The following is a 26,805-nucleotide window of genomic DNA, read 5'->3' as shown; positions in this document are numbered from 1 at the left end:
AACAAGGGGGACTACTCATGCTCGCGCAACTTCCACCGGCCTTACAGAATCTTCAGCTACCGCTGCGTCTGCGACTCTGGGATGGCCATGAATTCAACCTGGGGCCCGAGCCCAGTGTGACCATCGTGGTGAAGGACCCCACCGTCGTCACACAGCTGACCCATCCCACCCTCGACTCGCTGGGCGAAGCCTTCGTCGAGGGCAAAGTCGAGCTGGAGGGCTCGATCACCGAAGTCATTCGGGTGTGTGACGAACTGAGTCACGCCTTGATCGACGATGACGAGGGCACTCGTCCGGTGCGCTCGACCCACGACAAGGCTACCGACGCGGCGGCCATTTCCTACCATTACGATCTCTCCAATGAGTTCTACCAGCTATGGCTGGACCAGGACATGGCGTATTCCTGCGGCTATTTCGAAACCGGCAGCGAGTCTATCGACCAGGCCCAGCAGGACAAATTTCGCCACCTGTGCCGCAAGTTACGCCTGCAGCCTGGCGAATACCTGCTGGACGTGGGCTGCGGCTGGGGCGGCCTGGCGCGGTATGCGGCGCGCGAATTCGGGGTAAACGTGTTCGGTATCACCCTGAGCAAGGCGCAGTTGGCCCTGGCGCGCGAACGGGTGAAAGCCGAGGGGCTGGAAGGCCAGGTCGACCTGCAACTGCTCGATTACCGTGATCTGCCCCAGGATGGGCGTTTCGACAAGGTGGTGAGCGTGGGTATGTTCGAGCACGTCGGCCATGCCAACCTCACGCAATACTGCAAGACGCTGTTTGGCGCGGTGCGTGACGGTGGCCTGGTGATGAACCATGGCATCACTGCCAAGCACACCGACGGCCGCCCGGTGGGGCGGGGCGCCGGTGAGTTTATCGGGCGTTATGTGTTCCCCAACGGCGAGCTGCCGCACCTGGCAATGATGACCGCCGAGATCAGTGACGCGGGGCTGGAAGTGGTCGACGTCGAAAGCCTGCGCCTGCACTACGCGCGCACCCTGGACCACTGGAGCGAACGGCTGGAGGACAACCTGGAAACGGCAGCGCGGGTCGTGCCGGAGCAGGCGCTGCGCATCTGGCGACTGTACCTGGCCGGATGCGCGTACGCGTTTGCACGGGGCTGGATCAATCTTCATCAGATTCTTGCGCTCAAGCCCCATGCGGACGGCAGCCATGAACTGCCGTGGACGCGCGATGATATTTATCGCGGGTGAGGCAGGTCGTCCCACGCGATGTCGCGTGGGTCGACGATGTCATTCGGGTGCATCTGGAAGGTGCCGTGCTGCTTGGGAATGTTCGGGTCTGAAGGCAGATAGGCTTGCTGCCCGAACGTCATCGCCGGTTTGTCGAAGGTGAGCGTGTGCAGCGCGACGTTGTCGTACCAGTCTGCATGGGGCAGCGAGATGAACGTCATCTCCCAGGTGCCGCCGTCCACGTGGCCCTTGGTGACGTAGACACCGTAATGGTTCTCGCCAGGGGAGAGTATTTTGTACACGCCGTTATCGTATAGAAGCAGCACGGCGTCCGTGAACGGTTTAGCCTCGTAGAGCACGGCGTAGAGCAAATCGATTTTGTAAGTGGGCGCGCCCAGTTCCACAGGGATCGTGACAGCGTTGCCTTGCATGGTCTGCCTTCCTTATCGAGGGATACGGCCTGATTCTAAAGCGCCTCTGTGACTAGCGTGCTTATCGTGGCAAGCCCGCTCGCCACAGGGTGTGGTTGCCTGACATTTCAGGCCCCTCCCACAGGACGTTGTGATGGCGGTTAGAGAATGGGTGAAATAAGCCGCGCGATCCGCATGCCCAGTTGCTGCAGGCGCCGGGTCTCGCGGCTTTCTGCCAGGCTCATCTCGTGGGCCAGGGCAAAATCTTCCAGCAGCATCTGTTCCACTTGCTTGGCGAAGGCCTCGTCAACCGTCAGCAACATCACCTCGAAATTCAGACGGAACGAACGGTTGTCCATGTTCGCGCTGCCGATAGCGCTGATCTCGCCGTCCACCAGCACCACTTTCTGGTGCAGAAAGCCGGGCGTGTAGCGGAACACGCGCACGCCGGCGCGCACCGCTTCGATGGCGTACAGGCTGGACGCGGCATACACGATACGATGGTCCGGGCGCGACGGCAGCAGGACGCGCACATCGACGCCGCGCAGCACCGCCAGGCGCAGGGCGGCGAACACGGCTTCGTCGGGGATGAAATACGGGGTGGTGATCCACACCCGCTCGGTGGCGGCGTGGATGGCTTCAACGAAGAACAGCGAGCAGGTTTCATACGGGTCGGCCGGACCGCTGGCGAGCAGTTGGCAAAGCACGCCGTCTTCGGGGTAGGTGTCCGGCAGGATCAGCGGCGGCAACTCCCGCGCGGCCCAGAACCAGTCTTCTGCGAATGACTCCTGCAGGCACGCCACCACCGGGCCGGTGACTTGCACGTGGGTATCGCGCCAGGGCGCCAACGGCGGCTTTTTGCCGAGGTATTCATCGCCCACGTTATGGCCGCCGACAAACCCGGTAATTCCATCCACGACCACGATTTTGCGGTGATTGCGGAAGTTGACCTGGAAGCGATTGAGCCAGCCGCTGCGCGTGGCGAATGCCTTGACCTTGACCCCGGCGTCACGCAGCGATTGCACGTAGCGATGGGGCAGGGCGTGGCTGCCGATGCGGTCGTAGAGCACATGGATATCGACCCCTTCGGCGGCCTTCGCCTTGAGCAGGGCGTGCAGCTGGCGGCCCAGCGCGTCGTCATGAATGATGAAGAACTGGAACAGCACGGCCGATTGTGCACCGCGAATGGCGTCGAAAATCGCGCTGAAGGTGGCTTCGCCGTTAATCAACAGGCGCACCTGGTTATTGGCCAGGCACGGCATGCGTCCCAGCTTGGGCATGGCACGCAGGGAGGTGTAAGCGGCGGAATTGCGCGCGGCCAAGGCTTCCTCGACCCACGGGCGCCAGTTCAGCGCGTTGATGGCGGTGTGCATTTCCTGGTTGGCCTGGCGACGTGCCTGGATATACGCATCGAACGTGCTGCGGCCGAAGATCAGGTAGGGGATCAGCGTGAGGTATGGCATGAACATCAGCGACAGCGCCCAGGCGATCGAGCCTTGGGCGGTGCGCACTGTCAGCACCGCGTGGATCGCGGCGAGTGTCCCGAAAAAATGCAGCGTGGCGATGAAGTAGGCGAGCAGGTGCGGGCCAAAAAAATCCATGAACGGCGATACTCCAGACGATCCAGTGCAGTGCGTAAAAGACCATGTTCAGCCACGAATGTCGCTATTTTATTTGCCGTGCAACACTGGCACGTCCGCGGCGTCTAACGCCCACAATTACCCAGGAGTTACCCGATGAAGGCTCGTCTGCTGTGTTTGTCCATGGTTGTTGGTTTGGCGCTGCCGGTGGCGGCACAGGCGCAGATGCTGGCGCCGGGCTTGTGGGAATTGACCACCAGCAATATGAAGGTCGATAACCAGGACCTGCCGGACCTGTCGCTGATTCTGGGTCAGCTCAAGCAGCAGATGACCCCAGAACAGCGCGCCATGCTCGAAAAGCAGGGCATTACCATGGCCGGTAAAGGCGTGCAGGTGTGCCTCACCCCCGCCCAGGTGGCAACCGACTCCATCCCGCTGACCGACCCGCAATCTGGTTGCAAGCAGCAAATCACCGAGAAGACCGGCAACCAGTGGAAATTCCGTTTCAGCTGCCCGAAAGCCCAAGGCACTGGCGTGGCGACCTTCCAGAGCCAGAAGGCCTTCACTACCACGGTCAACGGCACTTTCAATGCCACCGGCATCCAGCAAAAAGGCAGCCTGGACAGCCACGCCCAGTGGCTGGGCAATGACTGCGGCACCGTCAAACCTCGCGCATGACTTGCCTGCGCCTACCTCAGGAAATGCAGCGGTAAACCCTGGCAGCTCTCCACTACCTGGCCGTTGTGCCACGCCAGGTGACCGGAGACCAGGGTGGTGCTGACGCTGTGGCGAAAGCGGCGTTCGGCGAACGGCGTCCAGCCGCAGCGTGCCAGGATCGGCTCGTCACTCACCGGCTTGCCCTCTGGTTCGGGTTTGATCAGCACCAGGTCGGCCCAGTAGCCCTCACGCAGGTAGCCGCGATCCGGGATAGCGAACAGGTCGGCCACCCGATGGCTGGTCTTCGCCACCAGTGTGGTAATGGGCAGCAGGCCGTCGGCCACCAACTCCATCAACGCGGGCAGCGCATGCTGCACCAGCGGCAAGCCCGACGGCGCTTCGCGATAGCTCATCTGTTTTTGCGCCCAGGTGTGGGGCGCGTGGTCGGTGCCGATCACATCCAGCCGATCACTCAGCAAGGCCTGGCGCAGCGCGTCGCGGTCGGCACGGGTCTTGATCGCTGGGTTGCATTTGATCTGATGGCCCAGCCGTGCATAGTCACGGTCATCGAACAGCAGATGATGCACGCACACTTCGGCGGTGATGCGTTTATCGGCCAGGGGTTTGTCTTCAAACAGTGCCAGTTCGCGGGCGCTGGTGATGTGCAGGACGTGCAGGCGCGTGCCGTGGCGCTGGGCCAGTTCCACCGCCAGTGACGATGAGCGATAACAAGCCTCTGCGTCGCGAATCAGCGGATGGGCGACGGCGGGAATGTGGTCACCGAACCGCGCGTGCAGACGCTGTTCGTTGATCAGGATGCTGGGGGTGTGTTCGCAGTGGGCCAATAGAATGGTCGGTACTTCGGCGAACAGGCGCTCGAGTATGCGTGGGTCGTCCACCAGCATATTGCCGGTGGACGCGCCCATGAACACCTTGACCCCGGCCACTTCGCGCGGGTCCAGAGCCGCCACGGTGTCGAGGTTGTCGTTGCTGACGCCAAAATGAAAGCCATAGTTGGCCACCGAATGCAGGCCGGCGCGGCGCTTCTTGTCGGCCAGGGCTTCGAGGGTCAGCGTGGCCGGGCGGGTATTGGGCATGTCCATGAAACTGGTGATGCCACCGGCCACCGCCGCCCGTGATTCGCTGTAGAAGCTGCCTTTTTCCGGCGCACCAGGTTCACGAAAGTGCACCTGATCATCAATCATGCCCGGCAGCAGCCACTGGCCCCGGGCGTCAATCGCCAGGGGCGCGTTACAGTCCGTGATGCTGCCGGCGATTTTTTCGATGCGGCCATTGGCGACCAACACATCGGCGTCGAATGCCTGGCCTTCGTTCACCAGGCGGGCGTTGCGGATCAACAGGCGGGTCATGGTTCAGAACTCGTTTTGCAGGGCTTTATAACCTCGCACCAGATCGACATTGGTGCGGGCCACGTCTTCGGAAAACTCCGAAGCGCTGACACTCACCGGCGGGAATTGCGACAGGTCGGTGTTCGGCCCAATACGGGTGGTGGAGGGCACGTAGAACGCATCGGGCAAATCGCGACCGTCGACCACCGAGTTGTGGCGCACCACGCAGCCGTCGCCGACGACGCAATTGAACAGCACGCTGTTGAAGCCGATGAACACGCGGTCGCCGACCGTGCAGGGGCCGTGGACGATGGAGCGGTGCGCGATGGACGTGAACTCGCCGATGGTCACCGCCGCACCGGATTTGGAGTGGATGACCACGCCGTCCTGGATGTTGGAGTTGGCGCCAATGGTAATCGGATCCATGGCGCCGCTGGCGTCGACTTCGTCGGCGCGGATCACGGCGTAGGGGCCGACGAACACGTTCTCGCCGATGATCACTTTGCCGCAGATGATTGCGGTCTTGTCGACGTAGGCCGATTCGGCAATGACCGGCAGGTCGCCTGAGGGATTTTTACGGATCATGGTGTGCTCAACGCTGCGCAAAGCGTATTGAGGTTGTATTCGAACAACCCGGTGAAGGTGCTGGCCGGACCTTTGGCCGCCAGGGCGTCGGAGTACAGCGTGCCGCCGATCTGCGCACCGCTCTCGTCGGCGATCTGCTTGAGCAGGCGCGAATCCTTGATGTTTTCCATGAACACGGCCTTGACCTTGTCTTTGCGGATCTGCGTGATCAGCGCAGCCACTTCGGCGGCGGAGGGTTCACGCTCGGTGGACAAGCCCTGGGGCGCAAGGAACTGAATGCCATAGGCCTGGCCCAGGTAGCCAAAGGCGTCATGGGAGGTGACGATGCGACGGTTACCCGCTGGCAATGCGCCGAACTTGGTCTTGGCTTCAGCCAACAGGCGGTAGATTTCCTTCAGGTAGGCCTGGCTGTTGCGCTGGTAGTCGGCCTGGTTGGCCGGGTCGGCGGTGATCAGGGCCTTGGTGATGTTGTTCACGTAGATTTCGGCGTTGGCCAGGTTGTGCCAGGCGTGCGGGTCGGGAATGGTTTCGCCGTCCTCGTCCATGGTGTGGGAGATCACACCTTTGCTGGCGGTGACCACCGTGGCCTTGGTTTCGGTGCTGGTGATCAGGCGGTCCAGCCACGGCTCGAAGCCCAGGCCGTTCTTGATGATCAATTTGGCCTTGAGCAGCGCCTTGGCGTCGTCCGGCGTGGGTTCGTAGGTGTGAGCGTCGGCGTCGGGGCCGACCATGTTGCTGATCTGGATGTGGTCGCCACCGATCTGGTGGGTGATGTCATCGAGAATACTGAAGCTGGTGACCACCTGGAGTTTGTCGGCGGCATGGGCCATCGACAGCGGCAGCAGCAGGCTGAACAGCACGAGTAGAGCGCGCATCGGGAAACACCTCATTGGGATGTAAGCAAGGGCGGGCGGCGCAGCAGGCCGTGCACCGGACCAAAGACCACGGACAGCAGATACCCGCCGCCCGCCACCAGCACGATGGCCGGGCCGCTGGGCAGTGAGTAGTAGAACGACAGCAACAAGCCAAGCCATACCGACAGGCATCCCAGCACCGCCGATATTGCGATCAACACCGGCAGGCGCCGGCTCCAGAAGCGTGAGGCGATGGCCGGCAGCATCATCAGGCCCACCACCATCAACGCGCCGATGGCCTGGAAACCGATCACCAGGTTCAACACCACCAGGGTCAGGAATAAGCCGTGGGCCAGTGGTCCGAGGCGGCTGACGGTTTGCAGGAACAGAGGATCCAGTGTGTCCAGCAGCAGCGGTTTGTAGATCAGTGCCATTGCGAGCAGGCTGAAGCTGGAGACCCAGAGCATGCCGGTGAGGGTGGTTTCGTCCACCGCCAGGGCGGAGCCGAACAGCAGGTGCAGCAGGTCCAGGCGTTTGCCGGCGATGCCGAGGATCAGCACGCCGGCGGCGAGGGAGATGGGGTAGATAGCGGCCAGGCTGGCGTCTTCGCGCAGGCCGGTGCGGCGGGTGATCCACGCCGACAGTCCGGCCATGCTCAAGCCGGCGCCGAGGCCGCCGATGGTCAATGCGGGCAGGCTCAGGCCGGCGAACCAGAAGCCCAGCGCCGCGCCGGGCAGGATGCCGTGGGCGACGGCATCACCGATCAGGCTCATGCGCCGCAGGATCAGGAACACCCCCAGCGGCGCCGTGCTGCAGGCCAGTACCAGGCCGCCAATGAGCGCGCGACGCATGAACACAAAATCGAGAAACGGCATCCACAGGTGAGCGGCAAAATGCATCAAGCCACCTGCATCTGAGGTTGCGCGCGGATCAGCTCTTTGCTCGAGCCGAACACGCAGCCGTTGCTTTTGATCTGCAGCACCTGCTGAGTGTGATGACGCACCGAGGCCAGGTCGTGGCAAACGACCACCACCGTGCGACCTTCGGCATGCCAGGCGTGAATATGATTCCAGCACAGCGCCTGGCCTTCTTCGTCGAGGGCGGCGTGGGGCTCGTCGAGCAGCAGCACGGGCGAGTCGGCCAGGCTCATGCGGGCAAGCAGGGCACGTTGTAATTGGCCGCCGGACAACGCCATCAACGGGCGCAGCTCCAGGCCGCTGAGGCACCAGTCTTCGAGCACCGCTTGCAGGCGTTCGCTGCGCTGTGCAGCAGAAAGCCGCGCGCCCCAGAAACCGGCGGCGACCAGTTCCTGCAGGTTGATCGGGAACTGGCGGTCGAGTTGTTGCTGCTGGGGCAAAAACGCCAGGCCGCCACGACGTGTCACTTCCACGACGACTTTCCCGGCCAGCGGTTTCTGCAAGCCGGCGATGACTTTGAGCAGGCTGCTCTTGCCGCAGCCATTGGGGCCTATGACGCCGGTGAGGCTGCCTTTTTCCAGGGTGAAATCGATGGCGGGTGTGAGCGGTTGGCCGGGGGCGCCCCAGCGCAGGGACGTGCAGGTGATCATGCAGGGTTTCTCGTCCAGCGGCTTTCGGCCACGGCATCGTGCGCGTGCAGGCTTTCGGCGTGGATCACTTTGAGGTGGAAGGCTTTGACGGCGTCCGAGCGTTTCAAGGCGAGGTTCAGGCGGCGGGCGGCGTCTTCGCAGAACATCAGGTTCTGCCCATTGGCCAGGGCGAAGGCTTGTTCGTCTGCACGCTTTACGGCGGTTTGTACGGCGGTGCCAAGGGCGGATTCGGCGCCGTTGATCAGGTCCACCAATGGCAGGTGCTCGCCTTGCAGTTCGACATGAAGTTGTGCACTGCTGCGTTGGCTGTGGGGCGTTGCAACGATGCCATTGGCGCTGCCGAGCCAGGTCATTACGGCTTCGTGCTGCAGCGGCTTGTCACCGAAGTCATCAAGAAACTGCCGTTGAATCAACTGCCTGGCGAGGGCAGCGGAGCAAGGGCAGGTTGAGGAGTAACTCACGTCAATTTTTAGTTCCACGTGGAACATCTGATTTTCCAGACGTGCTTCGATGCTCACCGGATAGCTTTTCCAGCCGGCCAGGGGGCTGACCAGCGCCGGGCGTTTGAGCAATAAATCGGTGTGGATGCGCAGGTAGGCGTTCTTAGATAAATCTTCATGACTGTCGAGAAAGCGCTGCAGTACATTGCGCAGAAGTGCAGGCGTGAGGGGTTGCTGGTCGAGCAGCTCCAGCGCCAGGTACAGGCGTGACATGTGAATGCCACGGGCGGCGCCGTCATCCAGGCTCACGCCGGCGTCGGCGGTGGCAGGCAGACGTTGGCCGTCGAGCAGGATGGGCAGGGCAATGCCGCACATGCCTACCCAGTCCAGTGGCATGGCCTGGCGTGAAGCCTGCGCGGCAATATCCGGCAGAGTCAGCGCGTTCATGAGCAGGTCCGTCGTTGGAAATATTTAGACATGTTATAGTATAACAACAAAGTCGACGATTAATTTTCTGCTCCAGGTTTTGCTCAGTCATGTCGAGCAGGGACGCTCCTTTATTTGCGGTATAGGTCATGCACAGACGTCAGCTCCTCAACCTGCTCCTGGTTAGCCCGTTGTTTACCTTGCCGTTCTCGGCCCATGCTACGCAGATTCGCAATGCCCGCTTGTGGCGCTCGGAAGACAAGCTGCGGCTGGTGTTCGACCTCAGTGGGCCAGTGCAATACAAGACCTTTTCCCTGAGCGCCCCGGAACGCGTGATCATCGACTTGAGCGGTGCCGGCCTCAGTGGTGACTTTTCGCAATTGATGCTCAAGAACAGTGGGATTACCTCGATTCGCTCGGGGCATTTCGGCACCAACGACACGCGGATCGTGTTGGACCTGGCCTCACCGATGCAGCTCAACAGCTTTCTGTTGCCGCCCCAGAACGGCCAGGGTCATCGCCTGGTGCTGGACCTCAGCAGCATCACCCAGGCACCGCGGCAGATCGCCGCCGAACCCGCGCCGCTGGTGGCACCCGTCGATAAAGCCCATCCCCGGCGCGACATCATCGTGGTGGTCGACCCTGGCCATGGCGGCAAGGACCCCGGCGCCGTGGGCTCCAAGGGCCAACGCGAAAAAGACGTGGTGCTGTCGATTGCCCAACTGCTGGCCAAACGCTTGAAACGCGAGAAGGGTTTTGACGTGAAGCTGGTGCGCAACGACGACTTCTTCGTGCCCCTGCGCAAGCGCGTGGAGATCGCACACAAGCACAATGCCGACATGTTTATCTCGGTGCATGCGGATGCGGCGCCGCGTATCACCGCGTCGGGCGCCTCGGTGTATGCCTTGTCCGAAGGCGGCGCCACGTCTGCCACCGCGCGCTTCATGGCGCAGCGGGAAAACGGTGCCGACCTGCTGGGCGCCAGCAGCCTGCTGAACCTCAAGGACAAGGATCCGATGCTGGCCGGGGTGATTCTCGACATGTCGATGAACGCCACCATCGCGTCCAGCCTGCAACTGGGTCACTCCATCCTGGGTAGCCTGGAGGGCATTACCAGCCTGCATCAGAAGCGCGTGGAACAGGCCGGTTTTGCGGTGCTCAAGTCACCGGATGTGCCGTCGATTCTGGTGGAAACCGGGTTCATCTCCAATGCACGGGACAGCGCGCGGCTGGTCACGGCGCGTCATCAACAGGCAGTGGCGGATGGGTTGTTCGAGGGCCTGAAAAAATACTTCCAGAAGAACCCGCCCATGAACAGCTACATGGCGTGGGCCCAGGAACAGAAGAACGGCCAGGTCTAGCAGCCGGTTATGCGGCTGCAGGTGAATTTGGCGCTGGCTCCCCCTGAACTGGAGAACCTGTTGATCGTCGTCCAGCCCACACGCCGCGTGTAGCCCACCCACGCCTCGCCATCCGAGGCCAGCCCGGTAAAGAACGTAAGTTGCCCGTAACGGCTGTTGGTCTGCGCCCAATAACGTTTGCCGATCACTTCGAACCCCCGCAAATACGTGGTGCTGCCCACCGTGGCCACGCTGTAGGCATTGCCCAGCGGATCGACGCAGGCCAGCAAGGTGGCGCTGCGCGTGCAGTTGGCCAGCAGGGTTGGGACCTGTGCGCAGGCCGGTCCCGCCGTTGCCAATAACAGGGCGCACACCAGGTATTTCATGAGGTTTCTCGGGATTGGAGGACGGTGCGCAAGCATTGCGCCCTTCGTCGACGCAGACAAGGGGATTGGCTTATTTGTGTTGTTATACTATAACATTAAAAACCAGCCCCACCCGTGAACCGCTGCTCATGACTGAACAAGAACTCCTGGCCCAATCGCCTGACGACTACATGAATGAAGCCCAGCAAGGCTTCTTCCGTGCGTTGTTGATAGCTCAACGCGAGGCATTGCAAGCGCGCATCGAAGCCGAATTCATGGTGCTGCGCGAGCAGGAAACCAATAGCGACCCTGCCGATGTGGGCAGTGCCGAAGAACAGCGCCAATGGCAACTGCGTCTGCTTGAGCGGGAAAAGAAGCTGCTGGACAAGATCGACGACGCCCTCGATTTGCTGGCACGCGGCGAATACGGCTGGTGTCGGGAAACCGGCGAACCCATAGGCCTGCAACGCTTGCTGCTGCGTCCCACCGCCACCCTGTGTATCGAAGCCAAAGAACGTGAAGAGCTGCGCGAACGCCATAAACGGGCTGTTTGACCGGCCAACCCTGATGAGGAAAACCTGATGCCCAATCGTCTCCCCGTGACCGTGTTGTCCGGCTTTCTCGGCGCCGGTAAAAGCACGCTGCTCAACCATGTCCTGCGCAACCGCGAAAATCTGCGGGTGGCGGTGATCGTCAACGACATGAGCGAAATCAACATCGACGGCAGCGAGGTGCAGCGCGACGTCACCCTCAACCGTTCCGAAGAAAAGCTGGTGGAGATGAGCAACGGCTGCATCTGCTGCACCCTGCGTGAGGACCTGCTCGAAGAAGTCACCAAGCTGGCCAAAGAGGGCCGGTTCGATTACCTGCTGATCGAGTCCACCGGAATTTCCGAACCGCTGCCGGTAGCCGAAACCTTTACCTTTCGCGATGAAAACGACCAGAGCCTGGCCGATATCGCGCGGCTGGACACCATGGTCACCGTGGTCGACGGCATGAACTTCCTGCTCGATTACCAGGCGGCGGAAAGCCTGGCCTCACGCGGCGAAACCCTCGGTGAAGAGGACGAGCGCTCCATCACCGACCTGTTGATCGAACAGATCGAATTCGCCGACGTCATCCTGATCAGCAAGATCGACCTGATCAGCAGCCACGAACGCGAAGAGCTGATGGCCATCCTCGAACGCCTGAACGCCCAGGCCGAGATCATCCCGATGGTCATGGGCGACGTGCCGCTGAACAAGATCCTCAACACCGGCCGCTTCGATTTCGAGCGCGCGGCCCAGGCCCCAGGCTGGCTTCAGGAGCTGCGCGGCGAGCATGTGCCGGAAACCCAGGAGTACGGCATCGCGTCCACCGCCTACCGCGCGCGTCGCCCGTTTCATCCGCAACGCTTTTTCGACTTTATCGACCGTCCCTGGGTCAACGGCAAACTGCTGCGCTCCAAGGGTTTTTTCTGGTTGGCCAGCAAGCATCAGGATGCGGGCAGTTGGTCCCAGGCCGGTGGCTTGATGCGTCACGGGTTTGCCGGACGCTGGTGGCGCTTCGTGCCGAAAAGCCAATGGCCCCAGGACGAAGAAAGCGTTGCGGCGATCATGGACAACTGGCAGCTGAGCACCGGCGATTGCCGTCAGGAACTGGTGTTTATCGGGCAGAACATCGATTTCGCACAGATGCGTACCGAGCTGGATGCCTGTTTGCTCACCGACGAAGAAATGGCCCTGGGCGTCGACGCGTGGCGCTTGTTGGCCGATCCGTTTGGCCCTTGGTATGAAGAGGCCGCCTGATGCTTGCGCCGACCCTCCAACTGCGTCCCGTGGTGCGCCAGACGCGCGGAGAAACGCCGCTGGCGTTATCCGACATCCTCGAAGACGGCGTGAACCTGGCGCTGTGGCAGCGCCAACTGCCGCTGCATATTGCCGAGTTCGGCGCATTGCTGGTGGCGCTCGATGAGCCGCTGGCCGATGCCATGGTCATCGAACTCAGCGATGAACATGCGATACCGAACTTGCAGGGTTTGGCGTCCAGCTGCTGCGATCTGGAAGGCTATGAAGGCTTTATCGCCGATGTGTCATGGCTGGTCAGCGCGTTCGCCTGCCTGCTCGGCGCCAAGCGTATCGGCGTGCGCCTGCGGCTGCTGGACAAGGCCATGTGCCCGCGCTTTCACGTGGATCATGTGCCGGTGCGCCTGATCACCACCTACGCCGGTGTCGGCAGCCAATGGTTGCGCGAGGGTGTGATGGACCGGCGCGCACTCGGCCAGCCGGAGGCTGAGCCTGGCGAACGCATCGAACAGGTCCAGTGTGGCGAAGTGGCCCTGCTCAAAGGCACCAAATGGCATGGCAATGAAGCGCACGGTCTGATTCATCGCTCGCCCGCCCTCAAGGCCGACGAGCGCCGGTTGATCCTGACGCTGGATTGGCTGGCATAACCGCGTAGGATCAAGCGCTCCACACGGTCTGAACGATGCCCACGATGCTGCAGAACATCCCTACCCACGTGATCGCCGGCCCCCTGGGCGCCGGCAAGACCAGCCTGATCAAGCACCTGCTCGCCCAGCGTCCGGCCGATGAGCGTTGGGCGGTGCTGATCAACGAGTTCGGGCAGATTGGCCTGGATGCCGCGTTGCTCACCCAGGACGACGACGGCATTGCCTTGGGCGAAGTGGCGGGCGGCTGCCTGTGTTGCGTCAATGGCGCGCCGTTTCAGGTAGGCCTTGGCCGCCTGTTGCGCAAAGCCAGGCCGGACCGGTTGTTTATCGAGCCCTCAGGCCTGGGCCACCCGGCGCAGTTGCTCAAACAACTGCGCGAAACGCCGTGGCAGGACGTGTTGGCGGTTCAACCCTGTGTGCTGGTGCTGGACGCCCAGGCGCTGGCGGCGGGCAAACCCCTGCCGCCCGCGCAGCAAGAGGCATTGGCCAGCGCCGGTTTATTGGTGCTGAACAAGGATGAGGGCCTGGAAACCGGGCAGCGTCAGGCCATCGAGCGACAATTACCCGGTTGCGCGCTGTATTGGACGCGCCAGGCGCAGCTGCCGATCGAGCAACTGCCCGGTTTGTACGCGCAGGCCAAAGCGGCTGTGGATAACTTTGAAGTGCCCAAAGGATTGGCGCAAATACCAGCGATCTGGAGCGATCCCGCGCTGCCGATTTGCTTGAGCCAGGGCCAGGAGGGTGGCTGGAGCATCGGCTGGCGCTGGCACCCGAGCCAGCGCTTTCACGCTGAGCGACTGCAGCATTGGCTATCAGGTCTGGACTGGCGGCGCGCCAAGCTGGTTATCCACAGCACGCAGGGTTGGGTTTCGGCCAATGCTGTGGATAACGACGTGCTTGCCTGGCAGCCCAGCGAATGGCGCCGGGACTCGCGTATCGAATTGATCTTCAGTGAACCACAGGCAGTCGCCGCGTTGCAGGCTGCGCTTGCGGCCTGCCGTTATTGACGGTTCTTGGCCGGGTGATCCTGGCGCCATTGGCTCAGCTCGATCACCTCGGCACTGGGCAATGGCTCTTTGGCCTCGAACGGGTAGGGCGCCAGCTCGATCTGCGCGCTGTGGGCGCCGAACTGCGTGATGACGCCGGCGTGGCGGGTTTCGCCGGTCACGGTAAATTCGAAAGCGTAGATCCGCGCCAGACGTCGTCGGCCGTTGGCGTCCTTCACAAAACCGATGCGCTTGAGCGCCACCGCACCATCGAGCAGCTCGATGTCGAGCCGGGCGCAATGCTGCTTGACCCGCGCCAGCGCTCGTTCGCGCAAGCCGTGGTTGTGCCAGACCCAGGCGGCGCCGGTCGCCAGCAGCATCAACACGAAGATGTTTCCCAGGGTCAGCATGCGATGAACTCCAACAAAGTGAGAGCAGCTTAACTGTGTCGCCGGTCTGTCGTACAGGCTGCGTTTAGTCGCATACTGCGCGGCCGGAATTTCAACGGCTTTATGGACATTTCCTGCATGAAACGTACACCCCATCTGCTTGCGATCCAGTCTCACGTGGTCTTTGGTCACGCCGGAAACAGCGCCGCCGTATTCCCCATGCAGCGGGTCGGGGTGAATGTGTGGCCGCTCAACACGGTGCAGTTCTCCAACCACACCCAGTATGGTCAGTGGGCCGGCGAAGTGCTGGCGCCGCAGCAGATTCCGGCGCTGGTGGAAGGTATCGCGGCAATTGGCGAACTGGGCAACTGCGACGCCATTCTCTCTGGCTACCTGGGCAGCGCCGCTCAGGGCCGCGCGATCCTCACTGGCGTGGCGCGCATCAAGGCGATCAACCCCAAAGCCCTGTACCTGTGCGACCCGGTGATGGGCCACGCGGAAAAAGGCTGCGTCGTGCCCCAGGAGGTCAGTGATTTTTTATTGGATGAAGCCGCCGCCATGGCCGATTTCCTCTGCCCCAACCAGCTTGAGCTGGACAGCTTTGCCGGGCGCAAGCCGCAGTCATTGTTCGATTGCCTGGCGATGGCCAAGGCCTTGCTGGCGCGCGGGCCAAAGGCTGTGTTGGTCAAGCACCTGGATTATCCGGGCAAGTTGCCGGACGGCTTCGAGATGCTGCTGGTAACCGCCGACGGCAGCTGGCACCTGCGTCGGCCGCTGCTGGCATTCCCGCGCCAACCGGTGGGCGTGGGCGACCTGACCTCGGGGCTGTTCCTGGCGCGGGTGCTGCTGGGCGACAGCCTGCTGGCGGCGTTCGAATTCACCGCTGCGGCGGTGCATGAAGTGCTGCTGGAAACCCAGGCTTGCGCCAGCTACGAGTTGGAGCTGGTGCGGGCGCAGGATCGAATCGCCCACCCGCGCGTGCGGTTTGAGGCCACGCCGATCAGCCTGTAAGCACACAACACCAATGTGGGAGGGTTTACAGCGTGGGATCAGGGCGCATCGGCCTTGATCTCCTGATAACGCTTTTCCAGCTCCTGGCGAATCTGCCGGCGTTGCTGGGCCTGCATGAAGCGGCGCTTGTCTTCGCTGTTCTGCGGCTGCAGTGGCGGTACGGCGGCGGGTTTGCGCTGGTCGTCCACCGCCACCATGGTGAAGAAACAACTGTTGGTGTGGCGCACCGAGCGTTCGCGGATGTTCTCGGTCACCACCTTGATGCCCACTTCCATCGAGGTATTGCCGGTGTAGTTGACCGACGCGAGGAAGGTCACCAGTTCGCCGACATGAATCGGTTCGCGAAAAATCACCTGGTCGACCGACAGGGTGACTACATAGCGGCCCGCATAACGGCTGGCACAGGCGTAGGCCACTTCGTCGAGGTACTTGAGCAACGTGCCGCCGTGGACATTGCCTGAGAAGTTGGCCATGTCTGGGGTCATCAATACCGTCATCGACAGCTGGGCGTTTCCGGGTTCCATAGCACACTCACGGTTGTAGGCGTTGGTTGGGTAGGCACCTCTGCGGGTGCTGGAATCATTTGCAGCGCTATCGGTAACGGGACGCCGGCGGGCGGCTTGCCGTCACGCCCGCAGCGATTGTTTCCATATATTGCACCGGCTTTTCGCTGGAAGTCGCGGTGTTAACCTTCAAACGCCCATCTCAGGGCATTTCTTACGATCAAGGTAGACTTTTCCTTCCGCTCTTGGCGACTGTTCAGCGGCGTGGGCGGAAGTGGGAAAAGCGCCAGTACCCTCAAGGAGCCCCTCGCCATGCACGCCATCAGCTTTATTCAGGACCTGGCCGTGATCATGCTGGTGGCTGGGGTGGTCACCATCCTGTTTCACCGCCTCAAGCAGCCGGTGGTGCTGGGCTACATCGTCGCCGGCTTCATCATCGGCCCCCACACCCCTCCGTTCGGCCTGATCCATGACGAAGACACCATCAAGACCCTCGCCGAGCTGGGGGTGATCTTCCTGATGTTCTGCCTGGGCCTGGAGTTCAGCCTGCGCAAGTTGTTCAAGGTGGGCGCCACGGCGTTTATCGCAGCGTTCCTCGAAATCATCCTGATGATCTGGATTGGCTACGAAATCGGCCAGTGGTTCGACTGGAACACCATGGACTCGCTGTTCCTCGGTGCAATCCTGGCCATTTCCTCGACCACCATCATCGTCAAGGCGCTCAATGACCTGAAAATGAAAAACCAGCGCTTTGCCCAGCTGATTTTCGGCGTGCTGATCGTTGAGGACATCCTGGGCATCGGCATCATCGCCTTGCTGTCGAGCCTCGCCGTCAGTGGCACAGTCAGCTCCGGCGAGGTGTTTTCCACGGTCGGCAAGCTCTCGTTGTTCATGATCGTGGCGTTGGTGATCGGCATTTTGCTGGTGCCGCGTCTGCTGGCCTATGTGGCCCGGTTCGAAAGTAATGAAATGCTGCTGATCACCGTATTGGGCCTGTGTTTCGGCTTCTGCCTGCTGGTGGTCAAGCTCGAATACAGCATGGTGCTGGGCGCGTTTCTGATCGGCGCGATCATGGCCGAGTCCCGCCAGTTGATTAAGATCGAACGCCTGATCGAACCGGTTCGCGACATGTTCAGCGCCATCTTCTTCGTGGCGATCGGCTTGATGATCGACCCGCAGATCCTGTTGCAATACGCCTGGCCGATCGCGGTGATCACTGTGGCGGTAGTGCTGGGCAAAATGCTGTCCTGCGGCCTGGGGGCTTTTATCGCCGGCAATGACGGCCGCACCTCACTGCGCGTGGGCATGGGGCTGTCTCAGATTGGTGAGTTTTCCTTCATCATCGCCGCGCTGGGGATGACATTGCAGGTGACCAGCGACTTTCTTTACCCGGTGGCGGTGGCCGTATCGGTAATTACCACCTTGCTCACGCCTTACCTGATTCGCAGTGCCGACCCACTGTCACTGAAGATTGCCGCCATTATGCCAACGCGCATGAGTCGGGTATTCGGCCTTTACGGGGAGTGGTTACGCAGTATCCAGCCGCAAGGCGAGGGCGCGATGCTGGCGTCGATGATCCGCAAGATCATCCTGCAAGTGGGGGTAAATCTGGCGCTGGTGATCGCGATTTTCTTCACTGGCAGCTTTTTTGCGGGGCGCATCGGGGGGTATCTGGAAGGTTGGATTAGCGATCCAAGCTGGCAGAAGGCTTTGATCTGGGGTGGGGCGTTGCTGTTGTCGCTGCCGTTTCTGATCGCGGCGTACCGCAAACTCAAGGCGCTGTCGATGTTGCTGGCGGAGATGAGCGTGAAGCCGGAGATGGCCGGTCGGCATACCCAGCGTGTGCGGCGGGTGATCGCAGAGCTGATTCCGATTCTGTCGCTGCTGGTGATTTTTGTGCTGCTGGCAGCCTTGTCGGCCAGCATATTGCCTACCAACAAGTTGCTGGTGTTGATTGCCGTGGTGACGGCGGCGGTGGCGGCGGTGCTCTGGCGCTGGTTCATCCGCGTGCATACGCGGATGCAGGTGGCGTTGCTGGAAACGCTGGATAACCATAAGGATACGTCGGAGCACTGAACCTAGTGGTGGGGGGCCGCTTCGCGGCCCAACGCGGGGCAAGCCCTGATGCCGTTCAGTTAAGCGGACGCAATGCTCAAAGCGACGAAGATCAATGTGGGAGCGGGCTTGCCCGCGAAGGCGGTGGGTCAGTCAACGTCACTGTTTGCTGGGCAGACGTCTTCGCGAGAGTGTCAGATTTTTTGTGTTCGGGCCGGTTAAGGCCTGCCGTCAGGCAGGCCCTATCTTTACCAGGTCGGCCTGATAAATCGATCTCCGTACAGAATCGCAAATTGATTCATTGCGTTCTTCCAATCATGAGCCGCACTGCCCCAGTTCGCGGTGATATTTCGTAATGCCAGCCAGATTAGCTTTGTCGCGGCCTCATCCGTTGGGAAGTGGCCTCGCGTTTTGATGACCTTGCGCAACTGGGCATTGATACTCTCGATGGCATTGGTTGTGTAGATCACTTTGCGTATTGCCGGGGGAAACACGAAGAACGGTATAACTCGATCCCAAGCACGTTTCCAAGCCGATACGACTGTCGGATATTGCTTACCCCAAGGCCCGGCTTCGAAAGCCAGTAGCGCTTGTTCTGCGGCGTCAGCATTAAGTGCTTGATAGATCGGTTTCAGTGCCTTGGCCAGCTCACGGCGCTTATCCCACGGGGCGTAATCGAGGCTGTTACGGATCAGGTGGACGATGCAGGTCTGCAACGTCGTCTCAGGAAACACAGCACTCAGCGCTTCGGGCATGCCTTTGAGACCGTCAGTTACGGCGATCAAGACGTCTTCGACGCCTCGGGTTTTCAGGTCGTTAAAGACCTTCATCCAAAATTTGGCGCCTTCGGTTGTTTCAATCCAAATGCCCAGAATATCTCGCGTTCCGTCCGGCAATACTCCCAGTGCCAAGTAGATCGCTTTGTTGCGAACCAGGCCTTCGTCGCGAATTTTGACTCGCAATGCATCGAAGAAAATTACCGGGTACATCGGTTCAAGCGGTCGCTGTTGCCAGGCGGTAACCTCCTCCAACACTGCGTCAGTGACGGAGCTGATGAAATCGTGAGAGACGTCTGTTCCGTACTGTTCAGAGAGAAACGCCCGGATTTCGCGAACCGTCATGCCTCGGGCATACATCGCGATAATCTTGTCATCGAAGCCGGTAAAACGCCGTTCGTGTTTGGGGATCAGAATCGGAGCAAAGCTTCCATCACGGTCTCTGGGAATGTCCAAACGCAGCGGACCGTCATCGGTTAGCACCGTTTTTCCGCTCTTGCCGTTGCGCTGGTTACTCGATTCCTCAGGGCGCTCCGCGCCCTGAGGATAGCCAAGGTGGTGGCCCAACTCGGCACCAAGAGCTCGCTCGATCAGCGCCTTTTTGAACGCCATCGAGGCATCCTGAATGGCTTCGGCACTCATCGGGCCGCTGACGAACTGGTCGATCAGCTCTTGGGGAATGGATGGAAGGTCTCGCGGGGCCTCACGGGCCGGTTTCTTTTTGGTCGGCATACATGCACCTCTATCAACATGTTATGCCCGAACACAAAATTTATGACAGTCCCGTCTTCGCGGGCAAGCCCGCTCCCACAGGGAATCTGCGCTTAACTGAACGGCATTAGGACAAGCCTGCTCGCCACAGCAAGCTCGACTGCCCACCGCAAACCCACTCACCACTAACGGGTCGTGGCATCAGCTTTCCAGCCAGACGTCCCGCGCCCAGTGCCACACCGATTCCCAGGTTTCTTCCTGGACCAGTTCTTCTTCCGCCGACCACAGCACCACGGTGCCGTCCTCCTCGACGCAGTAGTAATCGTCACCGTCCTGGCAGATCGGAATCAGGCTGCGGTCCACGCCGGCATCCCAAGCATTGGCTGCCACGTCCGGCAGGTAGGTGTGCGATTGGGGATCGGTGACAGTCACCGGCTCCAGGCTGCCGTAGACCACGTCGCTGACGGTGAGCAGGAATTCACGGAAGACGAACGGGATGTCGATGAACAGTTGTTCCTCGATTTCCACCAGTTGGTCTTCGTCAGGCAGTTCCAGAGGAACCGGTACGGGCTCGTTGGCTTCACGCAGTTGTTCGATGATTTCTTCCACGGCCGGGATCCTCTTGCTAGATGGCGCGGTTAATAGGGGCGTTTTATACAGTAGCTCGCTATAAGTGCAACCGTGAAATAGAAAACCCCGGACAAGTCCGGGGTTTTATTACCGCATGCTCAAACGCGCGGGTATCAGCTGTTCTGGCGGATACCGGCGACCAGCCATGGCTGGTTCTCGCCCTGCGGACGTTCCATGTTCCAGCTTTCGCTGAACGCCTCGCCCTGGTCGAAGCGGGAGGTCTTCGACACACCGCTGAAGGTCAGGGTGGCGATGGTCTTGTCGGCGCGATCATCCACACCGTCCAGCTGGACGCGCAGGTCGTCGATGTAGGTCGACTGGAACGCGTCGCCAATCTCGGCACGTTCGCGCTTGAGGAACTCAAGCAGTTGCGGGGTCACGAACTCGGCGATCTTGTCCATTTCGTTGGCGTCCCAGTGCTGCTGCAGGGACTGGAAGTGGCTGCGGGCCGCTTCGACGAAACGCTCCTCGTTGAACCAGGCCGGTGCATTGATAACCGGACGAGCGGGAGCCTGGGCCGCCGAACCACCGAAGATCGAACCCATTGCCGCTGGCTTCTGCTCGAACACTTCACGCTGCATCGGCGCGCCGGCCGGGGCCATATGCTCCTGCTGCTTGCGGCGACGCGCGGCGATGAAGCGGAAGATCACAAAGGCGATGACCGCCAGGATCAGGATGTCGAAGATCTGCATGCCCTGGAAGCCGCCGCCCATGAACATGGAGGCGAGCAGGCCACCGGCTGCGATACCGGCCAGAGGGCCGAGCCAGCGCGAAGCACCACCGGCCTTGGTCGCCGCGCCTGCGGCACCGGCTGCGCCCGCAGTGGCTGCAGCGCCGCCAGCACCGGCGGATGGCGCCATTTGGCTGGTCTGGTGGGTCGGTGCCGCGCCCGAACTTTTGCCGCCACCGAAGCGTTTGGCGTTGGCGTCGATGCTCATCGTCAAACCGATGCACAACGCCATGGCGATGCTAAGAAAACGTTTCATAAAGGGAATTCCCATTTGTGGATTGCACGCGCGCCATGTTGCACAGGTGTTGTGGCAGTGGCTAGCGGCAGAGTGTTTCGGGCTTTTGCGTAGGACCTATCTCGAAGGGTCTGTAGGACTAATTACAGATATTGGCCCGCGCTCGTTAAAAACAAGGGCGGGCCAATAGCCTTCATGTAGACAAATGTGTCAGACCGCTTCGAGCTTCGCGTAACCCATCATCAGCCACTTGCTGCCTTCGGCGAAGTTCACCTGCACACGGGCCTGGGCTCCGGCACCCTCGAAGTTGAGGATCACCCCTTCGCCGAATATCGAGTGCCGCACCTGCTGACCCAGGCTGAACTGGGTTTCGGGAATCTCGGACCCTGCAAACAGGGTGCTGCTGTTCTGCTGCTGACCACCGCCGAACGGGCGGCTGACGCTGTTGGACAGGCGCACTTCCTGGATCAGACCCTTCGGCACTTCCCGTACGAAGCGTGACACCTTGTTGTAGGTCTCGCTGCCGTACAGGCGCCGTGTCTCGGCGTAGGTCATCACCAGGTTCTGCATCGCCCGGGTGATGCCTACATAGGCCAGGCGCCGCTCTTCTTCAAGACGGCCGGGTTCTTCCAGACTCATCTTGTGCGGGAACAGACCTTCCTCCATGCCCACCAGGAACACGTAGGGGAATTCCAGGCCCTTGGCGCTGTGCAAGGTCATCAGCTGGACGCTGTCTTCATGTTCGTCGGCCTGGGTATCGCCGGCTTCCAGCGATGCGTGGCCGAGGAATGCGGCGAGCGGTGTAAGGTCTTCTTCGGTCTCGGCGTTTTCGAACGCCCTCGCGGCGCTGACCAGTTCCTCAAGGTTTTCCACCCGGGCCTGGCCTTTTTCGCCTTTTTCCGCTTCGTGGTAAGCGATCAGGCCGGACTGCTCGATCACGGTCTGGGTCATCAGGTGCAGGGGCATTTCCATGCACTTGGCGGCAAGGTTGTCGATCAGCTCGACAAACCCGCCCAGCGCCCCGGCAGCGCGGCCGGTCAGGCCTTTGTTGGCGATGAGCAGGCGCATGGCTTCCCACATCGACACATCCGCATGGCGCGCGTGTTCGCGGATCGCCTCGACGGTCTTCTCGCCGATGCCTCGCGCTGGCACGTTGATCACCCGCTCCAGCGCGGCATCGTTGCCACGGCCTTCCAGCAAGCGCAGGTAGGCCATGGCGTTCTTGATTTCCGCGCGTTCGAAGAAGCGCTGACCGCCATAGATGCGATACGGGATGCGCTCGCGCAGCAAGGCTTCTTCCAGCACCCGCGACTGGGCGTTGGAGCGGTACAGAATGGCGATGTCGCTGCGCGCCAGGCCGGTTTTCAGCGCGCTCTCGATGGTTTCCACCACATAGCGCGCTTCATCGTGCTCGTTGAACGCGGCGTACAGGTTGATCGCTTCGCCTTCGCCGCCGTCGGTCCACAGCTCTTTGCCCAGGCGCCCGGTGTTGTTGGCGATCAAGGCGTTGGCGGCCTTGAGGATACCGGCGGTGGAGCGGTAGTTCTGCTCCAGGCGGATGGTGGCCGCGTCCGGGAAGTCATCGGAATACTGATAGATGTTCTCGATCTTTGCGCCGCGCCAGCCGTAGATCGACTGGTCGTCGTCGCCCACCACCATCAGGCTGTCGCCGCCCTTGGCCAGCAGGCGCAACCAGGCGTACTGCACAGCGTTGGTGTCCTGGAACTCGTCCACCAGAATGTGGCGAAAGCGTTTCTGGTAATGCGCCAGCAGGCCCGGGTTGTCGCGCCACAGGTCGAGGGCGCGCAACAGCAATTCGGAGAAGTCGATCACACCGGCACGCAGGCAGGCGGCCTCGTAGGCTTCATAAACGCTGCGCATGGTGGCCAGGAACAGATCGCCGCTGGCCTGGATATGCTGCGGGCGCAGGCCTTCGTCTTTCTGGCCGTTGATAAACCACTGCGCCTGGCGCGCGGGCCAGCGCTGTTCGTCCAGGCCCAGCTCGCGCATCACCCGCTTGACCAGGCGTTGCTGGTCGTCGCTGTCGAGGATCTGGAAGGACTGGCTCAAGCCCGCTTCCTGCCAGTGCGCGCGCAACAGGCGGTGCGCCAGGCCGTGGAAGGTGCCCACCCACATGCCGGCCGGGCTGATGCCCATCAACTGCTCGATGCGGTGGCGCATCTCGGCAGCCGCCTTGTTGGTGAAAGTCACCGAGAGGATGGAGTGCGGCGACGCGTTTTCGACCTGGATCAACCAGGCGATACGGTGCACCAGCACGCGGGTTTTACCGGAGCCAGCACCGGCCAGGACCAACTGACGGCCAACGGGGGCCGCTACGGCCTGGCGTTGGGCATCGTTGAGGGAGTTCAGCAGAAGGGAGAGATCATCGCGCATCGACGCATTCTAGGGTGCCGGGGGGAGTCGGGCAAATCCCAATGCCGCCCGGTCGACGGAAAACCCGCGGCGTGCCGCTGCCCGGTAAATAATCTTTCGGGCGGGATGACCGGTAAGTCACGGCCACAGCCCGCGCTGCGTCTCGCTGAAGGCCGCTGGGCCCAAGCTTTGCGCGCCAATGGCCGGTGATTTTTATCACGCTGGGCGGTTTGGCCTGGGCACTGGCTTGTGTATGCTCCGCGAACGTTCGGGCTCACCCTTATAAGAACATCGCCTATGACCCTCAGCACTGACCTGTCTGGCCTCACGGCCGCGCCCGCGCAGGTTATCCGCAAGCACTACGCCACCGAGATGGCGGTCGAGCGCACCCGTCTGCTTTATCAGGGCTCGCTGCTGCCGACTTTATTGATGTTGGTGAACGGGCTGGTCTGTGCCTGGCTGCTGTGGAACCCCCGACAATACCTGCTCGACAGCCTGTGGATGGTCTGGTTGCTCGCGCTGGTGGCGATGCGCGTGATTCAGGTGGCGGCGTTTGATTCGGCGATGCCCAGTCGGCAGGCGCAACCGGTGTGGCGGCGCATGTTCATGCTCGGCTCGGCGGTCAGCGGCCTGACCCTGGCCACCGCCGCCATCGCCTTGGTGCCCACCGACAGCTTCATGCAGCAGGCCTGGGTGTTCGGCCTGCTCGGGGCGGCCACCTTGTCGGCCAGCGTGGCCTACGCCGTGAGCCTGTCGGCGTTCCTCTCGTTCGCTTTGCCATGCCTGGTGCCGGCCATCGCCTATCTGCTCTGGGACGGCGCGACGCAGCAGCGTGGCTGGGCGGTGCTCGGGCTGATTCTGCTGGCATCACTGAGCCTGGTCGCCTGGCAGGTCAACCGCCTGATCCAGCGCGGGCTGGTGCGGCGCTTTCAGAACCAGGCTTTGATTGAGCACTTGCAACAGGCCCGTCAGCGCAGCGAGCAGTTGAATCAGGACCTGACGCGTGAAGTCGAGCAGCGGCGCAAGGTTGAACAGGACCTGCGCGAGGCACAAGTGGGCCTGCAGGACCGCGTGGTGCAACGCAGCCAGGAACTGGATGCCGCCAGCCTGGCCCTCAATAAAAGCGAAGAGCGCCTGGCCATGGCCTTGCAAGCCAGCGAACTGGGCCTGTGGGACTGGAACCTGCAGACCGACGAAGTCCACCACTCTCAGCTCAAGGAGTTGTTCGGCCTTGAGCCCGAATACGTCACGGCCATGCTCAGTCATCTCAAGCCGCGCCTGCACCCCGAGGACTTGCCGTTGCTCAAGCGCGCGCTGGTGGATCACCTCAAGGGCCGCAGCGAGGATTATCACGTGCAATACCGCGTGCGCCATGGCGATGGTCACTGGGTATGGATCGAAGATCGTGGCCGCGCAGTGGAGCATTCCGCCAGCGGGCGCGTGACGCGCATGCTCGGCACGCGCCGTGATATCAGCGCCGACAAGGTTCTGGAGGAGCAGCAGCGGCTGGCCTCGACGGTGTTTGAGGCCGCCAGCGAAGGCATCGTGATCCTTGACCCGAATTACGCACTGATCGCCGTCAACCAGGCCTTCAGCCGAGTCACCGGCTTCGATATAGACGACATGCTGGGTCGCAACGTTGTGGAGCTGCCCTGCAGCCGCGACGCTCGACGTCACTTCCCGCTGATCCATCAGGCGCTGCTCAGCCATGGCACCTGGCAAGGGGAACTGGTGGAAACGCGCAAGAACGGCGAGTTGTATCCGCAATGGCTGCACCTGAACGTGGTGCGCGATATTCGCGGCAACGTCAGCCATATCGTGGGCTTCTTCGCCGATCTGTCCGCCAGACGCGAGTCGGAGGAGCGCATGCGCTACCTCACTCACTACGACGAATTGACCGGGCTGGCCAACCGCTCGCTGTTTCGCGAGCGCTTGCGCGAGGCGCACCAGCGGGTGCGTCAGGGCGGCCGCAGCCTGGCGCTGCTGCATATCAACCTGGACCGTTTCAAATTGCTCAACGACAGCCTGGGCCATGAAGTGGCCGACCAGTTGTTGCAAAAAATGGCTCGCCGCTTGATCAACGCCTTGCCCGAGGCCGACACCATTGCACGCCTGTCCGGTGATGAATTCGCCGTGCTGTTTGACGCCTACGGCAACCTCTCCAGCCTGGCCCGGGTGGCCACGCGGTTGTTGGCCAAGCTGCGCGTGCCGGTGACGGTGGAAGGGCACGAATTGGTAGTCAGCGCCTCAATGGGGGTCAGCCTGTTGCCGGATAATGCGCGGGAAATTTCCGCACTGGTCAGCCAATCGAACATGGCCATGCAACACGCCAAGCATTTGGGCGGTAACAACTTCCAGTTCTACACCGACAGCCTGCAAGCCAGCACCCTGGAGCGTCTGCAGCTGGAAAACCACCTGCGCAAGGCCATCGAGGAGCGCCAGCTCACGGTGTTCTATCAGCCCAAGCTGTGCCTGGCCAGCGGCACCCTCAATGCGGCCGAAGCGCTGGTGCGCTGGGAACATCCGCAATGGGGCATGGTGCCGCCGGGAGATTTTATCGGCCTGGCCGAAGAGGCCGGGCTGATCGTTCCGCTGGGCGAATTCGTGTTGCGCCAGGCCTGCTGGCAGGCCTGTGAGTGGCAGCGCCAGGGGCTGGCGCCCATCCGGGTGTCGGTGAACTTGTCGGTGCATCAGTTGCGCCAGGGCAAGCTGGTCAGCCTGGTGCGTCAGGTGCTCGAAGAAACCGGCCTGGACCCGCAATATCTGGAGCTGGAGCTGACGGAAAGCCAGTTGCTCGACAGCGTCGAGCACATCATCGCCACCTTCCAGCAACTGCGCGATCTGGGGGTAAAGCTGGCGATAGACGACTTTGGCACCGGCTATTCGTCCCTGAGCTACCTCAAGCGCATCCCCGTGGACTACGTGAAGATCGACCAGACCTTCATCCGTGGGCTGGGGCAGGGGCGCGAAGACGCGGCCATCACCCGCGCAGTCATCGCCATGGCCCATGGCCTGGCGCTCAAGGTGGTGGCCGAGGGCGTGGAAGATCAGCAGCAGTTGGATTTCCTGCGCGCGCAACAGTGCGACGAGGTACAGGGCTACTTGATCAGCCGGCCGATCCCGGCCGAACAGCTGGCGCAATTGTTGCGCAAGAATGCGGATTTTTCTTAACGACGCCGGGGCCGGCGCTGTTGCTACATGGTGTGTGGCCTTGAATT

The 26,805-nt window shown here is 61.6% G+C and carries 25 protein-coding genes; 10 read left to right on the top strand and 15 right to left on the bottom strand.

The annotated features are described in order from the left end of the window. Positions 1-17 precede the first annotated feature (17 nt). On the top strand, positions 18-1,205 hold the full coding sequence (gene cfaB / locus H045_RS20855) for a C17 cyclopropane fatty acid synthase CfaB (protein WP_015373354.1): 1,188 nt from the start codon (positions 18-20) through the stop codon (positions 1,203-1,205). Here the strand turns inward: cfaB and H045_RS20850 are convergent. Together H045_RS20850 and cls are read right to left on the bottom strand one after the other, a co-directional pair. Continuing rightward, positions 1,193-1,615 (bottom strand): hypothetical protein, encoded by a 423-nt coding sequence (locus tag H045_RS20850; protein ID WP_003231804.1) that lies wholly within the window; start codon positions 1,613-1,615, stop codon positions 1,193-1,195. The genes cfaB and H045_RS20850 overlap by 13 nt on opposite strands. Before the next feature lie 140 nt (positions 1,616-1,755). Beyond that, a complete protein-coding gene (gene cls, locus H045_RS20845; protein ID WP_015373353.1) occupies positions 1,756-3,195 on the bottom strand; it encodes a cardiolipin synthase in 1,440 nt (479 codons plus the stop codon). A gap of 135 nt (positions 3,196-3,330) precedes the next feature. On the opposite strand from cls, the gene H045_RS20840 reads away from it, so the two are divergent. Continuing rightward, entirely contained in the window at positions 3,331-3,852 is a 522-nt protein-coding gene (locus tag H045_RS20840) for a DUF3617 domain-containing protein (protein WP_015373352.1), read from the top strand. An 11-nt stretch (positions 3,853-3,863) separates the two neighbouring features. Here H045_RS20840 and H045_RS20835 read toward each other — a convergent pair whose 3' ends face one another. The 6 genes from H045_RS20835 to folE2 are packed head-to-tail and all read right to left on the bottom strand — an operon-like array spanning position 3,864 to position 9,073. Further along, a complete protein-coding gene (locus tag H045_RS20835) occupies positions 3,864-5,201 on the bottom strand; it encodes a dihydroorotase (protein WP_015373351.1) in 1,338 nt (445 codons plus the stop codon). A gap of 3 nt (positions 5,202-5,204) precedes the next feature. After that, a complete protein-coding gene (locus H045_RS20830) occupies positions 5,205-5,765 on the bottom strand; it encodes a gamma carbonic anhydrase family protein (RefSeq protein ID WP_003231797.1) in 561 nt (186 codons plus the stop codon). Then, a complete protein-coding gene (locus H045_RS20825; RefSeq protein WP_003231795.1) occupies positions 5,762-6,640 on the bottom strand; it encodes a metal ABC transporter substrate-binding protein in 879 nt (292 codons plus the stop codon). Before H045_RS20825 ends, H045_RS20830 begins: the two co-directional genes overlap by 4 nt. A gap of 11 nt (positions 6,641-6,651) precedes the next feature. Next, complete coding sequence (locus tag H045_RS20820; RefSeq protein ID WP_003231793.1) at positions 6,652-7,518, bottom strand: metal ABC transporter permease; 867 nt, start codon at positions 7,516-7,518, stop codon at positions 6,652-6,654. After that, positions 7,518-8,186 carry a metal ABC transporter ATP-binding protein gene (locus H045_RS20815; RefSeq protein WP_015373350.1) on the bottom strand — a complete coding sequence of 223 codons (669 nt, stop codon included), beginning with the start codon at positions 8,184-8,186 and terminating at the stop codon, positions 7,518-7,520. Before H045_RS20815 ends, H045_RS20820 begins: the two co-directional genes overlap by 1 nt. Beyond that, complete coding sequence (gene folE2, locus H045_RS20810; protein ID WP_015373349.1) at positions 8,183-9,073, bottom strand: GTP cyclohydrolase FolE2; 891 nt, start codon at positions 9,071-9,073, stop codon at positions 8,183-8,185. The genes H045_RS20815 and folE2 overlap by 4 nt, the downstream gene beginning before the upstream one ends. A gap of 128 nt (positions 9,074-9,201) precedes the next feature. Between folE2 and H045_RS20805 the strand changes: the two genes are divergently transcribed. Next, positions 9,202-10,413, top strand: a complete 1,212-nt coding sequence (locus H045_RS20805) for an N-acetylmuramoyl-L-alanine amidase (protein ID WP_003231787.1) — start codon at positions 9,202-9,204, stop codon at positions 10,411-10,413. On the opposite strand, the gene H045_RS20800 is transcribed toward H045_RS20805, so the two are convergent. Beyond that, on the bottom strand, positions 10,410-10,778 hold the full coding sequence (locus H045_RS20800) for a hypothetical protein (RefSeq protein WP_003231785.1): 369 nt from the start codon (positions 10,776-10,778) through the stop codon (positions 10,410-10,412). The two genes, H045_RS20805 and H045_RS20800, sit on opposite strands and share 4 nt — an antisense overlap. A 128-nt stretch (positions 10,779-10,906) precedes the next feature. On the opposite strand from H045_RS20800, the gene dksA reads away from it, so the two are divergent. From dksA to H045_RS20780, 4 genes are read left to right on the top strand one after another with little or no spacing between them, the layout of a single operon-like run. Continuing rightward, complete coding sequence (dksA, locus tag H045_RS20795) at positions 10,907-11,311, top strand: RNA polymerase-binding protein DksA (RefSeq protein WP_003231783.1); 405 nt, start codon at positions 10,907-10,909, stop codon at positions 11,309-11,311. 27 nt (positions 11,312-11,338) lie between these two features. Further along, the gene (zigA, locus tag H045_RS20790) at positions 11,339-12,544 is read left to right on the top strand and encodes a zinc metallochaperone GTPase ZigA (RefSeq protein WP_015373348.1); all 1,206 of its coding nucleotides are present in this window, start codon (positions 11,339-11,341) and stop codon (positions 12,542-12,544) included. Beyond that, positions 12,544-13,188, top strand: a complete 645-nt coding sequence (locus tag H045_RS20785) for a DUF1826 domain-containing protein (RefSeq protein WP_003231779.1) — start codon at positions 12,544-12,546, stop codon at positions 13,186-13,188. Before zigA ends, H045_RS20785 begins: the two co-directional genes overlap by 1 nt. A 44-nt stretch (positions 13,189-13,232) precedes the next feature. Continuing rightward, positions 13,233-14,195 (top strand): CobW family GTP-binding protein, encoded by a 963-nt coding sequence (locus H045_RS20780; RefSeq protein ID WP_015373347.1) that lies wholly within the window; start codon positions 13,233-13,235, stop codon positions 14,193-14,195. On the opposite strand, the gene H045_RS20775 is transcribed toward H045_RS20780, so the two are convergent. Continuing rightward, positions 14,189-14,584 (bottom strand): DUF3301 domain-containing protein, encoded by a 396-nt coding sequence (locus H045_RS20775; protein WP_003231776.1) that lies wholly within the window; start codon positions 14,582-14,584, stop codon positions 14,189-14,191. The genes H045_RS20780 and H045_RS20775 overlap by 7 nt on opposite strands. A 117-nt stretch (positions 14,585-14,701) precedes the next feature. On the opposite strand from H045_RS20775, the gene pdxY reads away from it, so the two are divergent. Continuing rightward, positions 14,702-15,574 (top strand): pyridoxal kinase PdxY, encoded by an 873-nt coding sequence (gene pdxY, locus H045_RS20770; RefSeq protein WP_003231774.1) that lies wholly within the window; start codon positions 14,702-14,704, stop codon positions 15,572-15,574. Positions 15,575-15,612: 38 nt separating this feature from the next. Here pdxY and H045_RS20765 read toward each other — a convergent pair whose 3' ends face one another. Continuing rightward, positions 15,613-16,098, bottom strand: a complete 486-nt coding sequence (locus tag H045_RS20765) for an acyl-CoA thioesterase (RefSeq protein ID WP_003231772.1) — start codon at positions 16,096-16,098, stop codon at positions 15,613-15,615. Between the two features lie 291 nt (positions 16,099-16,389). Between H045_RS20765 and H045_RS20760 the strand changes: the two genes are divergently transcribed. Then, positions 16,390-18,153 carry a cation:proton antiporter gene (locus tag H045_RS20760; protein ID WP_015373346.1) on the top strand — a complete coding sequence of 588 codons (1,764 nt, stop codon included), beginning with the start codon at positions 16,390-16,392 and terminating at the stop codon, positions 18,151-18,153. Between the two features lie 227 nt (positions 18,154-18,380). On the opposite strand, the gene H045_RS20755 is transcribed toward H045_RS20760, so the two are convergent. The 4 genes from H045_RS20755 to uvrD all read right to left on the bottom strand — a co-directional run bounded on the left by H045_RS20755 (position 18,381) and on the right by uvrD (position 23,608). After that, positions 18,381-19,640 carry an IS256 family transposase gene (locus tag H045_RS20755; protein WP_015372597.1) on the bottom strand — a complete coding sequence of 420 codons (1,260 nt, stop codon included), beginning with the start codon at positions 19,638-19,640 and terminating at the stop codon, positions 18,381-18,383. A 180-nt stretch (positions 19,641-19,820) separates the two neighbouring features. Continuing rightward, positions 19,821-20,228: an SMI1/KNR4 family protein gene (locus H045_RS20750; RefSeq protein ID WP_003195742.1), complete on the bottom strand. Its 408-nt coding sequence runs from the start codon at positions 20,226-20,228 to the stop codon at positions 19,821-19,823. Positions 20,229-20,362: 134 nt separating this feature from the next. Beyond that, positions 20,363-21,235 carry a Tim44 domain-containing protein gene (locus H045_RS20745; RefSeq protein WP_003231768.1) on the bottom strand — a complete coding sequence of 291 codons (873 nt, stop codon included), beginning with the start codon at positions 21,233-21,235 and terminating at the stop codon, positions 20,363-20,365. A gap of 189 nt (positions 21,236-21,424) precedes the next feature. Continuing rightward, the gene (uvrD, locus tag H045_RS20740) at positions 21,425-23,608 is read right to left on the bottom strand and encodes a DNA helicase II (protein WP_003231766.1); all 2,184 of its coding nucleotides are present in this window, start codon (positions 23,606-23,608) and stop codon (positions 21,425-21,427) included. A 276-nt stretch (positions 23,609-23,884) separates the two neighbouring features. Here uvrD and H045_RS20735 point away from each other — a divergent pair, with 276 nt between their 5' ends. After that, positions 23,885-26,758 carry a GGDEF and EAL domain-containing protein gene (locus H045_RS20735; protein WP_015373345.1) on the top strand — a complete coding sequence of 958 codons (2,874 nt, stop codon included), beginning with the start codon at positions 23,885-23,887 and terminating at the stop codon, positions 26,756-26,758. Positions 26,759-26,805 lie beyond the last annotated feature (47 nt).

Source organism: Pseudomonas poae RE*1-1-14 (assembly GCF_000336465.1).
GTDB lineage: Bacteria > Pseudomonadota > Gammaproteobacteria > Pseudomonadales > Pseudomonadaceae > Aquipseudomonas > Aquipseudomonas poae.
The sequence above is the reverse complement of the archived record's forward strand: the minus strand, read 5'-3'. Positions and strand labels throughout refer to the sequence as shown.